At 57.0% G+C, this 12,041-nt stretch carries 11 protein-coding genes; 7 read left to right on the top strand and 4 right to left on the bottom strand.

Features of this window, described 5'->3' with window-relative positions; all coding sequences use genetic code 11:
- The first annotated feature begins 36 nt into the window (after nt 1-36).
- From NP77_RS02455 to NP77_RS02465, 3 genes are all read left to right on the top strand, one after another.
- The gene (locus NP77_RS02455; RefSeq protein WP_008925453.1) at nt 37-495 is read left to right on the top strand and encodes a DNA polymerase III subunit chi; all 459 of its coding nucleotides are present in this window, start codon (nt 37-39) and stop codon (nt 493-495) included.
- Between the two features lie 5 nt (nt 496-500).
- A complete protein-coding gene (locus NP77_RS02460; protein WP_039658909.1) occupies nt 501-3,356 on the top strand; it encodes a valine--tRNA ligase in 2,856 nt (951 codons plus the stop codon).
- 79 nt (nt 3,357-3,435) lie between these two features.
- Entirely contained in the window at nt 3,436-3,945 is a 510-nt protein-coding gene (locus tag NP77_RS02465) for a GNAT family N-acetyltransferase (protein WP_033762293.1), read from the top strand.
- A 35-nt stretch (nt 3,946-3,980) separates the two neighbouring features.
- Here the strand turns inward: NP77_RS02465 and NP77_RS02470 are convergent, their stop codons facing one another.
- Together NP77_RS02470 and rraB are read right to left on the bottom strand one after the other, a co-directional pair.
- On the bottom strand, nt 3,981-4,742 hold the full coding sequence (locus NP77_RS02470; RefSeq protein ID WP_039658912.1) for a tRNA-(ms[2]io[6]A)-hydroxylase: 762 nt from the start codon (nt 4,740-4,742) through the stop codon (nt 3,981-3,983).
- Nucleotides 4,743-4,798: 56 nt separating this feature from the next.
- On the bottom strand, nt 4,799-5,221 hold the full coding sequence (gene rraB, locus NP77_RS02475; protein ID WP_003851004.1) for a ribonuclease E inhibitor RraB: 423 nt from the start codon (nt 5,219-5,221) through the stop codon (nt 4,799-4,801).
- A gap of 160 nt (nt 5,222-5,381) precedes the next feature.
- Between rraB and argF the strand changes: the two genes are divergently transcribed.
- From argF to ridA, 4 genes are all read left to right on the top strand, one after another.
- The gene (gene argF, locus NP77_RS02480; protein WP_039658913.1) at nt 5,382-6,389 is read left to right on the top strand and encodes an ornithine carbamoyltransferase; all 1,008 of its coding nucleotides are present in this window, start codon (nt 5,382-5,384) and stop codon (nt 6,387-6,389) included.
- A gap of 317 nt (nt 6,390-6,706) precedes the next feature.
- Nucleotides 6,707-7,642 (top strand): aspartate carbamoyltransferase, encoded by a 936-nt coding sequence (gene pyrB, locus NP77_RS02485; RefSeq protein ID WP_039658915.1) that lies wholly within the window; start codon nt 6,707-6,709, stop codon nt 7,640-7,642.
- 11 nt (nt 7,643-7,653) lie between these two features.
- Nucleotides 7,654-8,118, top strand: a complete 465-nt coding sequence (pyrI, locus tag NP77_RS02490) for an aspartate carbamoyltransferase regulatory subunit (protein WP_008925442.1) — start codon at nt 7,654-7,656, stop codon at nt 8,116-8,118.
- A 72-nt stretch (nt 8,119-8,190) separates the two neighbouring features.
- Nucleotides 8,191-8,577 carry a 2-iminobutanoate/2-iminopropanoate deaminase gene (gene ridA, locus NP77_RS02495; protein WP_003851016.1) on the top strand — a complete coding sequence of 129 codons (387 nt, stop codon included), beginning with the start codon at nt 8,191-8,193 and terminating at the stop codon, nt 8,575-8,577.
- A 49-nt stretch (nt 8,578-8,626) separates the two neighbouring features.
- Here ridA and lplT read toward each other — a convergent pair whose 3' ends face one another.
- Both lplT and aas read right to left on the bottom strand, forming a co-directional pair.
- On the bottom strand, nt 8,627-9,817 hold the full coding sequence (lplT, locus tag NP77_RS02500) for a lysophospholipid transporter LplT (protein ID WP_003851018.1): 1,191 nt from the start codon (nt 9,815-9,817) through the stop codon (nt 8,627-8,629).
- Nucleotides 9,814-11,964, bottom strand: coding sequence for a bifunctional acyl-ACP--phospholipid O-acyltransferase/long-chain-fatty-acid--ACP ligase (aas, locus tag NP77_RS02505; RefSeq protein ID WP_039658916.1), 2,151 nt, complete (start codon nt 11,962-11,964; stop codon nt 9,814-9,816). Before aas ends, lplT begins: the two co-directional genes overlap by 4 nt.
- Between the last annotated feature and the right edge of the window lie 77 nt (nt 11,965-12,041).

Genomic DNA, 12,041 nt, shown 5'->3' on the forward strand with positions numbered 1-12,041 from the left:
TCTGATTCCGCCCTTGATCTTCTGATGAGCAAACCGATGAAAAACGCAACCTTCTACGTGCTGGAAACCGATGCAACGAGCGATGGCCTTAGCGCCGTTGAAGCGCTGGTGTGCAATCTGGCGGAAACACGCTGGCGGGCCGGAAAGCGGGTGTTGATCGCCTGCGAAGATGAGCAGCAAGCCATTCGTCTTGATGAAGCGCTGTGGCAACGGCCAGCAAATGCCTTTGTGCCGCACAACCTGGCAGGCGAAGGCCCGCGCTACGGTGCGCCGGTCGAACTGGCCTGGCCCCAGCGTCGCGGCAGTTCACAGCGCGACCTGCTGATTAGCCTGCTGCCCCACTTCGCAGATTTTGCTACTGCTTTCCATGAAGTGATAGACTTCGTTCCTTACGAAGACGCTCTCAAACAACTGGCGCGCGACCGCTATAAAGCGTATCGCAGCGTTGGATTCCAATTGAATACGGCAGCGCCACCACAGCCGCAAACGACATAGCAGAAATGGAAAAGACATATAACCCGCAAGATATCGAGCAGCCGCTTTACGAGCATTGGGAAAAGCAGGGCTACTTCAAACCGAATGGCGATACCAGCCAGGAAAGCTTTTGCATCATGATCCCGCCGCCGAACGTCACCGGTAGCTTGCACATGGGTCACGCCTTCCAGCAAACCATCATGGACACCATGATCCGTTACCAGCGCATGCAGGGGAAAAATACCCTGTGGCAGGCGGGTACTGACCACGCGGGCATCGCCACGCAGATGGTGGTTGAGCGCAAAATTGCGGCTGAAGAAGGCAAAACGCGCCAGGACTATGGCCGCGATGCATTCATCGACAAAATCTGGCAGTGGAAAGCAGAATCTGGCGGCACCATTACCCGTCAGATGCGCCGTCTGGGTAACTCCGTCGACTGGGAGCGCGAGCGCTTCACCATGGACGATGGCCTCTCCAATGCCGTTAAAGAAGTGTTTGTTCGCCTCTATAAAGAGAACCTGATCTACCGTGGCAAGCGCCTGGTAAACTGGGATCCTAAGCTGCGCACGGCGATCTCCGATCTGGAAGTGGAAAACCGCGAGAGCAAAGGCTCAATGTGGCATATCCGCTATCCGCTGGCTGACGGCGCAAAAACCGCTGACGGCAAAGATTACCTGGTGGTCGCCACTACCCGTCCGGAAACCCTGCTGGGTGATACCGGCGTGGCGGTTAACCCGGAAGATCCACGTTATAAAGATCTGATCGGCAAATTTGTAATGCTGCCGCTGGTGGGTCGTCTGATTCCGATCGTGGGCGATGAACATGCCGACATGGAAAAAGGCACCGGCTGCGTCAAGATCACCCCGGCGCATGACTTCAACGACTACGAAGTCGGTCGTCGTCACAAACTGCCAATGATCAACATTCTGACCTTCGACGGTGATATCCGCGACCGCGCTCAGGTGTATGACACCAACGGCGAAGCCAGCGATGCCTGTTCCGATGAGATCCCGGCTGCTTTCCAGCACATGGAGCGCTTTGCCGCGCGTAAAGCGATTGTCGCCGCCGTCGATGAACTGGGCCTGCTTGAAGAGATCAAACCGCACGACCTGACCGTACCTTACGGCGACCGTGGCGGTGTGGTTATCGAGCCGATGCTGACCGACCAGTGGTATGTGCGTACCGCGCCGCTGGCGAAAGTGGCGGTTGAAGCCGTTGAGAATGGCGACATCCAGTTCGTGCCGAAGCAGTATGAAAACATGTACTTCTCCTGGATGCGCGATATTCAGGACTGGTGTATTTCCCGTCAGCTCTGGTGGGGTCACCGCATCCCGGCGTGGTATGACGACAACGGTAACGTCTACGTTGGCCGTACTGAAGAGGAAGTCCGCGCTGAGAACAACCTGGCCGCCGATGTGGCGCTGCGTCAGGATGACGACGTGCTGGATACCTGGTTCTCATCCGGTCTGTGGACCTTCTCCACCCTGGGCTGGCCAGAAAACACCGAAGCGCTGCGTACCTTCCATCCGACCAGCGTGCTGGTCAGCGGCTTCGACATCATCTTCTTCTGGATTGCCCGCATGATCATGCTGACCATGCACTTCATCAAAGATGAAAACGGCAAACCGCAGGTGCCGTTTAAAACCGTCTACATGACCGGTCTGATCCGTGATGAAGAAGGTCAGAAGATGTCGAAATCCAAGGGCAACGTGATTGACCCACTGGATATGGTCGACGGCATTTCGCTGGAAGCGCTGCTGGAAAAACGCACCGGCAACATGATGCAGCCACAGCTGGCAGAGAAGATCCGCAAACGCACCGAGAAGCAGTTCCCGGACGGCATCGAGCCATCAGGCACCGATGCGCTGCGTTTCACGCTGGCAGCACTGGCCTCAACCGGTCGCGACATCAACTGGGACATGAAGCGCCTGGAAGGGTATCGCAACTTCTGTAACAAGCTGTGGAACGCCAGCCGCTTTGTGCTGATGAACACCGAGGACCAGGATTGCGGACAGAACGGTGGCGATATGACGCTGTCGCTGGCGGATCGCTGGATTCTGACCGAGTTCAACAATACAGTGAAAGCCTACCGTGAAGCGCTGGATAGCTACCGTTTCGATATCGCGGCTAACCTGCTGTATGACTTCACCTGGAACCAGTTCTGTGACTGGTATCTGGAGCTGACCAAGCCGGTGATGAACAGCGGCAATGAATCTGAATTGCGTGGCACCCGCCATACGCTGGTTCACGTGCTGGAAGCGCTGCTGCGCCTGGCGCATCCGATCATTCCGTTTATCACTGAAACCATCTGGCAGCGCGTGAAGGGACTGAAAAATATCAGCGACGACACCATTATGCTGCAGCCTTTCCCGCACTACGATGCGTCGAAAGAAGATGCCGAAGCGAAAGCGGACATTGAGTGGATGAAGCAGGCGATCGTCGCGGTGCGTAATATCCGTGCCGAGATGAACATCGCGCTGAGCAAGCCACTGGATGTGCTGCTGCGTGACTGCTCGCCTGCAGCGCTGCGTCGCGTTGAAGCTAACCGCAACTTCCTGTCGCGCCTGGCGCGTCTGGAAAGCCTGACCATTCTGCCTGCGGGCGAGAAAGGCCCGGTGTCGGTGACCAAACTGGTTGAAGGCGCAGAGCTGCTGATCCCGATGGCGGATCTGGTGGACAAAACCGCTGAGCTGGAGCGTCTGGCGAAAGAGCTGGTTAAGCTGGATGTGGAGATCGAGAAGATCGAGACCAAGCTGGCGAACGAAGGCTTTGTTTCACGCGCGCCGGAAGCGGTCGTTGCGAAAGAGCGCGAACGCGTGGCAGACCTGCAACAATCAAAAGCAAAACTGATTGAACAGCAGGCGGTCATTGCGGCATTGTAAGCGTCTTAGCTGACAGCTTATCCATAAAGCCGGGCTTGCCCGGCTTTTTTATTGACCTCGTACTAATCCGGAAGAGATGATGACGACCAACGCCACTTTGCGTTTTAACCTCCAGGTGCGGCCGATTACTGCCGCTGATAATCCGCATATTGCCCAGGTGATTCGCGACGTTTCTGCGGAGTTCGGCCTGACGGCTGACAAGGGCTACACCGTCTCCGATCCCCAGCTGGATCACCTGTTTGAGCTCTACAGTGCCGACCAGAGCGCCTACTGGATTATTGAATATCAGGGCAAGGTGGTCGGTGGCGGCGGTGTTGCGCCTCTCGCCTGCAGCGCGCCCGATATCTGCGAGTTGCAAAAGATGTACTTTCTGCCGGAGGTGCGCGGGCAGGGTCTGGCGCGCGAACTGGCGCTGAGGGCGATGGAGCATGCACGCGGCCACGGCTTCCGTCGTTGCTATCTGGAAACCACCGCCAGCCTGACGCGGGCGATTAAACTCTATGAGTCGCTGGGCTTTGAGCATATCGATAGCGCGATGGGCTGTACCGGCCATGTCGACTGCGAAGTGCGGATGCTGAAACAGCTATGACAATCGGGGCTGCCAGCCCCGTGACTATAATTGGTTCAGAACGCCGGAACGCCGCTGTGAAAGCGTAATTCGGTGTCAGGTTCGCTGATTAACCGCCCTTCTGTTATCCCAATCGCCTGCACGCGTGGCGTAATGTCTTTAGTGGCAATCTGCGCCGCCAGCGTTAAATAATCCTGATAGTGCCGCGCCTCTGAGCGCAGCAGCGACAGATAGAACTTTGCCAGTTCGTCATCAAGATAGGGTGCCAGACTGGCGAAGCGCTCGCAGGAGCGCGCCTCAATGTAAGCGCCACAAATCAGCTTATCCACCAGGGTTTCCGGCTCATGCGTCGTCACTTCACGCAGCAGCGATTTGGCGTAGCGGCTGGAGGTGATCTTCTGATAGACCAGCCCGCGCGACTGCATAATTTCCCACACCTGATAGAAGTGATGCAGCTCCTCTTTAATCAGCAACACCATCTTCTCCACCAGCTCATCCGCCCAGGGCAGCGCATTGCGCACGATGATGCGTTTCGTCAGGTTTTTATGGGCGTTGATAAAGTCGCTGTCGCCATCTTCGCGGAAGATAAAATCTTCATAGGGCTTCAGCCACGCCAGAATAGCGTCGCCGCTGGGTTTGTCGGCGACATATTTGCGGATCAACCACACCGCAGTCTGCGCGGCTTTCAGTTCGCACACCAGATGGTCGGTTAACAGCAGAGTCAGATTTTCTGGTTTGCGCGCCTCATCAATCCAGGCCTGTGGCGTGCGACAGTGCAGAAACTGATAGATCGGTTCAAGTAACGGTGCGTAGTTCATGATGTCAAAACAGGTGTGGCAGAGGTGACAGGCGGAGAACTCTCCGCCCCGGCTACTTAGTGGCGAATACCATTATCATCTTCATCTTCGATGGCGTCGTCATCTTCGTCTTCATCTTCGGCATCGGGATCTTCGAAATAGGTGCCCCAGCCGTCATAATCGACGTTGTACTTGCCAATCAGGTTCACCAGCTGTTCAACCTGCGCATCAATCAGCTCCGGCTTCAGTGCAGATTCGCTGATAATATCGACACACATCACCGTGGTGCCATCTTCCAGCTCCAGCTCTTCCGGCTCGGTCACTTCATAACCCAGCTTGAAGGCGTCAACCGCGGCTTTTTCCAGTGAATCAAAATTATTGCATGAGAGATGATGCTCGATGGTATAGAGCGCATCAGGATCGCTGCCATCCTCCAGCAGCTCTTCAATAACCTGCCGCGTCTCTTCCTGCTGCTCTTCCAGTAATGCTTCATATGCCATGACAATGTCCTCTCTGAGTTCGGCAATAATCAATTATTTTCCCACACTGCCTGTCGCGCCACTACACAAAACGAAAAGTTTATTCAGCTCACACTTGAAAATGAATATTCATACGGTTAAATTGAATTTTAATTCACTTTAATGCTTACCGGAGTGTTGTATGAGTCAGCTGTATCAGCGCCATTTCCTCAGACTTCTGGATTTTACCCCCGCCGAAATTGATCATCTGCTGTCCCTTTCCGCTGAATTAAAACAGGCGAAAAAAAGCGCCAGCGAAGTGCAGTATCTGAAAGGTAAAAACATCGCGCTCATCTTCGAAAAAGACTCGACCCGTACACGATGCTCTTTCGAAGTTGCCGCTTACGATCAGGGTGCAAACGTCACTTATCTGGGCCCGAGCGGCAGTCAGATCGGCCATAAAGAGTCGATGCGCGACACTGCAAGGGTGCTGGGACGCATGTACGATGGTATTCAGTATCGCGGCTACGGTCAGGCGCTGGTGGAGACGCTGGCGGAACATGCGGGCGTGCCGGTGTGGAACGGTCTGACTACCGAGTTTCACCCGACCCAGTTGCTGGCTGACCTGCTGACCATGCAGGAGCACCTGCCGGGCAAAAAGCTCAGTGAGATGACGCTGGTTTATGTGGGCGATGCGCGCAACAACATGGGTAACACTATGCTGGAAGCGGCGGCACAGGTGGGTCTGGATCTGCGTCTGGTGGCACCGAAAAGCTGCTGGCCAGAGGACGAACTGGTGGCGCAGTGCCGTCACGCCGCGCAGCAGACCGGGGGTAAAATCACCCTTACCGAACATATTGCCGACGGTGTGAAAGGCGCTGACTTTATCTACACCGACGTCTGGGTGTCGATGGGCGAAGCCAAAGAAGTCTGGGCCGAGCGTATCGCCCTGCTGCGTGACTACCAGGTTAACCGTGCGATGCTCGATCTGACCGGCAATCCGCAGGTTAAATTCCTGCACTGCCTGCCCGCTTTCCACGATGATCAGACCACGCTGGGTCAGCAGATGGCCGAGCAGTACGATCTGCCCAACGGCATGGAAGTGAGCAACGAGGTGTTTGAGTCGCCGCACAGCATTGTGTTCGACCAGGCTGAGAATCGGATGCACACCATTAAAGCCGTGATGGTGGCCACGCTGGGCCAGCGCTGACCGATGGCGCTCTGCAACCTGCGGATGCTGAACAGCGTCCACAGGTTGCAGAGCGCCCCGCTCGCCTTACCGTTAAGTAGCGTTAGTCAGATAAAGAAGCGCAAACGTTTTCCTCTTGCTGCTCTACCGCGAACGGGTATAATGCGGCCCAATTTGCCGGAGGAAATATGCTACAGCACAGCGGACAATTTGACGCTCCATCACGCCTGACCGCAGGCGGTGCTGCTGTTTCTTTCGGTCATCGACCCGATCATAAAAAAGCCCCTTAATCAGGGGCTTTTTTTTGTCCGCAATCCGGCCGCGCAGAGGAGAGAGCTATGCCTAACCCGCTATATCGCAAGCACATCATTTCAATCAACGACCTCAGTCGTGAAGAGCTGGAACTGGCACTGGACACCGCCGCCAGGCTGAAAGCCCATCCGCAGCCGGAACTGCTGAAGCACAAGGTTATTGCCAGTTGCTTCTTTGAAGCCTCGACCCGTACCCGCCTGTCGTTTGAGACCGCGATTCATCGCCTTGGCGCATCAGTGGTAGGCTTTGCTGACGGCAGTAATACCTCGCTGGGCAAGAAAGGCGAAACCCTGGCCGATACCATTTCCGTGATCAGCACCTACGTTGATGCGATTGTGATGCGTCATCCGCAGGAAGGCGCGGCGCGGCTGGCAACGGAGTTCTCTGGCGGCATTCCGATTCTCAACGCCGGTGACGGCGCGAACCAGCATCCGACCCAGACCCTGCTCGATCTCTTCACCATTCAGGAGACCCAGGGCCGTCTTGGTCAGCTGAATGTGGCGATGGTCGGTGACCTGAAGTATGGCCGCACGGTGCACTCTCTGACGCAGGCGCTGGCGAAGTTTGATGGTAACCGCTTCTTCTTTATCGCGCCCGATGCGCTGGCAATGCCGGCTTATATCACTGACATGCTGGATGAGAAGAATATCGCCTGGTCACGTCACGACAGCTTTGAAGAAGTGATGCCGCAGCTTGATATTCTTTACATGACGCGGGTGCAGAAAGAGCGGCTCGATCCGTCAGAATATGCCAACGTAAAAGCGCAGTTTATTCTGCGCGCCACCGATCTCACTACGGCACGTGACAACATGAAAGTGCTGCATCCGCTGCCGCGCATCGATGAGATCACCACCGATGTCGACAAAACCCCTTACGCCTGGTATTTCCAGCAGGCGGGTAACGGCATCTATGCGCGCCAGGCTCTGCTGGCTCTGGTTTTAAACAGCGAACTCGCCCTGTAAGGAGATTTCCCATGACGCAAGACAACAAATTGCAGGTCGAAGCAATCAAACGCGGCACGGTCATCGACCACATTCCGGCGCAGATTGGCTTTAAACTGCTCTCCCTGTTCCGGCTGACCGAAACCGATCAGCGCATTACCATCGGTCTGAATCTGCCGTCGGGTGAGATGGGCCGCAAAGACCTGATTAAGATTGAAAATACGTTTCTCACTGACGATCAGGTCAATCAGCTGGCGGTCTATGCACCCCATGCCACGGTTAACCGCATCGACGATTATGAAGTGGTGGCGAAGATCGCCCCGACGCTGCCGGATCATGTTGAACGGGTGCTGACCTGCCCCAACAGCAACTGTATCAGCCGCAGCGAGCCGGTCTTCTCCAGCTTTACCGTGAAGCAGCGCGCCGACGATGTGCATCTGAAGTGCAAATATTGCGAGAAAGAGTTCGCCCGCCATGTGGTGCTCGGTCACTGGTAATCGCCCTGCCCGACCTTATAATGGGCAACACTGGCGGCATCGCCGCCTGACGACGTAATCAAAGGAGCCATGATGTCACGTGAAATCAGTACTGAAAAAGCCCCTGCCGCTATCGGTCCCTATGTTCAGGGTGTCGATCTGGGCAGCATGATCATGACCTCCGGTCAGATTCCGGTTGATCCGGCGACCGGCCAGGTGGCAGATGACATTGCCGCACAGGCGCGTCAGTCACTGGAAAATGTGAAGGCGATTGTTGAAGCTGCGGGTCTGAAGGTTGGCGACATCGTGAAGACCACGGTGTTCGTAAAGGACCTGAATGATTTCGCCACGGTCAACGCGACTTATGAAGCGTTTTTCACCGAGCATGAAGCTCACTTCCCGGCGCGTTCCTGTGTCGAAGTGGCGCGTCTGCCAAAAGATGTGAAAATCGAAATCGAAGCGATTGCGATCCGTCGCTAAAGCGTAAGCCGCCGCTCTCCGGGGATACAGGAGAGCGGCGGTGAGTCACTTAACGCTTAGCAGGTCGCCACAGCCACAACACGGCGATCGCCAGCGCAAACAGCACGCCAAAGCCGACGCCCGTCGCCACCGCAGGCGCGCCCGCCTTAATCGCCAGCGTATAGAGCCCCAGCATAATCAGCATGGCGCTGTTCTCACCCAGGTTCTGTACCGCAATGGCATTGCCTGAACCGACACTCTCTTTGCCCCGCGCCTGTAACAGCGCATTCAGCGGCACCACAAAGAAACCGCCCAGTGCACCAATCAGCATCAGCACTAAATAAGCATTCAGCAGAGAGTGCTGCAGCGCAAAGACCACCACCATGACACCAATCAGCACACCAGCCGGCATACAGCGACGCACGGTCTCCAGCGTCACCAGCTTCGCCGCCGCCGCTGCGCCAATCACAATGCCGATTGCCACCATGGCATTCAGCGTGGTTGGCGTGGTGTTGTCATTGATCCCCAGCGCCACCGGCACCCAGAGCACCAGCAGGAAACGCAGCGTTACGCCTGCGCCCCAGAACAGACTGGTGCCGAGCAGCGAGAAGCGGGTTTCTGCGTCACGCCAGAGCAGCGCGGCAGCACTGAAAAAGCTGCGTACCATCACGCCAAACTGCCAGCTCTGACCAGGCCGTGCCGCCTGCAGTTTCGGGATAAACAGGTTCGCGACCACAGCGATGCCGTAGGTCAGCGCACAGATGCCCAGCGCCGCCAGAATATGCCAGTCAGCCAGCATCCCGCCCGCCACCGAACCCAGCAGAATGGCGGCGATGGTCGAAGCCTCCATCAGCCCGTTGGCTTTCACCAGCTTCTCGCCGTGGGTGATCTCACCGAGGATGCCATATTTGGCCGGCGAGTAAGCCGCTGCGCCCGCGCCCACCAGGGTATAGCCAATGAAAGGATTGAAGCCGAAGCAGATCACCAGCGCGCCCAGCAGCTTCAGGCTGTTAGCGAGCATCATCACCCGCCCTTTCGCCATGCTGTCCGCCACCTGACCGACAAACGGCGCCAGCAGAATATAGGCCGCGACAAACAGCATCTGTAAGACCGGCTGGCTCCAGTCGGGATAGAACTGACTTTTCAGTACCGCCAGCGTGGCAAACAGTAGCGCGTTATCGCCAAACGCCGAAAAGAACTGGGCGATAATCACGGCAATCATGCCGCGCGACATCAGCGGCGCATTACGATCAAGGCTCATGCCTGCTCCTCTTCCGCCATTTTTTTCAGCGTGACGTAATCGGGTTTACCACTGCCCAGCTGCGGCAACTGCTTCATGACGCGGATATCACGCGGCAGTGCCAGCTCTGGCGCACCCAGCTCGCGGGCTGCTTTCTGCAGCCTGTCGCGCACCAGTTCAGCGTCCGTGGTGAACAGCACCAGTGCCTCGCCGCGCTGTCCATCCGGACGCAGCGACGCCGCATGTTGTTTCTCCGGCGACGCTTTCAGCGCCATCTGCTCGACGATCTCCAGCGACACCATCTCACCCGCAATCTTCGCAAAGCGTTTGGCACGTCCCTGAATCTGGCAGAAACCGCCTTCATCGAAGCTGACGATATCACCGGTGTCATACCAGCCCGCTTCCAGATTACCTTCGCCGTCGTCGGCGGCCGGGGCTTCCAGCACGCCAGGATTTTCGACCCGCAGATAGCCCTTCATCACGTTTGGTCCGCGCAGTTGCAGGCGTCCGCCGTGCTCAATGCCCGGCACCGACATCAGTCGTGAATCCATGCCCGGCAGAATGCGCCCCACGGTGTGCGTCTTCGCCGCCATCGGCACGTTAATCGCCACAACCGGTGCGCACTCGGTTACGCCGTAGCCTTCGAGAATGCGAATGCCATACTTCTCGATGTAGAGCTGACGGGTGTTCTCCTGCAGCTTCTCCGCACCCGCGACCACATAGCGCAGACGGGCAAAATCATAGGGCGCGGCAAAGCGCGCGTAGTTACCCAGGAAGGTTGAGGTGCCAAACAGCACGGTGCAGTTACGGTCATAAACCAGCTCCGGCACGATGCGATAGTGCAATGGGCTGGGATAGAGGAAGACCTGTGCGCCGGTCATCAGCGGCGTAAACAGCCCGACGGTCAGACCAAACGCATGGAACAGCGGCAGCGCCGACATAAAGCGGTCGCGCGGGGTGAAGTCCGCGATGGTGCGGATCTGCTCAACGTTTGCCAGCAGGCTTTTATGCGAGTGCACCACCCCTTTAGGGTTGCCTTCCGAGCCGGAGGTAAACAGCACCATCGCGGCGTCTTCCGGCTGCTGAGGCAGCTGGGCGCGATGCGGCATCAGCAGATGCGCGAGGATCCACAGTTTGTCCTTGCCGGTGACAGTATCTTTCAGATCTTCCAGGTAGATCCACTGCACATCGTCCAGCCCCTGCGGCAGATGCCACAGGTTGCCTTTGTCCAGGAACTGCCGTGATGTGAAGACGGTTTTGATCTGCGCGGCGGTCAGTGCAGCCCGCATGCCGTTAACGCCTGCGCTGTAGTTGAGCATTGCCGGAACACGCCCGCGCAGGGTGGCCCCGAAAATCGCTGCTGCTGTCACAGTGGTATTGGGCAGCAGCAGCCCCACCACTTCACGCGGCTGGCTGTAGCGCTCCAGAATACGGCCCACGCCCAGCGACTTCTTCAGCAGTCCGGTGTAGCTGTCGGGTTTGAAATTCACATCTTCGATGCAGCGCTTAAACGCGCCATAGCGTGTCCGCGCCGCCAGAAACGCCTCAAACAGGGTTTCACGCGGACGCACCGCCATGCGCGCTTCCATCATCACGTGATGCAGATGCTCCCCGGCCAGCACGCGCCGGTCGCGCGCCCGTTTCGCCTCCGGCATCGGAATGCGGGTCGCGGGCAGAATGGTCAGGGTGATGCGCGGGAACAGGCGACGTTTGAACACGCCCGCCAGACGACCGAACGGCGTGTATTCAGCGCCTTCGATGCGCATCGGCACCACATTCGCGCCTGAACGCGCGGCGACAAAGCCGGCCCCGCTGTAGATCTTCATCAGCGATCCGGTAACAGTAATTCGTCCTTCCGGGAAGATGACCACCGGACGGCCCGTATCAATCAGCCGAACCAGCTGCTTCAGCGCCATGGGCCGGGTGGGATCCAGCGGCACAAAGTCGATAAAGGGTTTAACCAGACGCATAAACCAGCTTTCGCTGATGGTCGAGTAGACGGCAAACACCGGTTTAACAGGCAAAAATAGCGCCAGCAACATGCCGTCCAGAAACGACATATGGTTCGGTGTGATCAATACCTTCTGCTTATGCAGTTCGGCGACGTCGCCCCGCAGTTCGACCCGCCATAACAGGCGAAATATCAGGCGTAAAAGTGTGAAAGCCATGCCAGCTCCTTAGCATCGTGAAAAATAGCCCTCACGATGCAGGATTTGACGCGGTTCGACAACCGAATTATCGGCAA

Source organism: Pantoea sp. MBLJ3, assembly GCF_000816655.1.
GTDB classification, from domain to species: Bacteria; Pseudomonadota; Gammaproteobacteria; order Enterobacterales; family Enterobacteriaceae; genus Pantoea; species Pantoea eucalypti.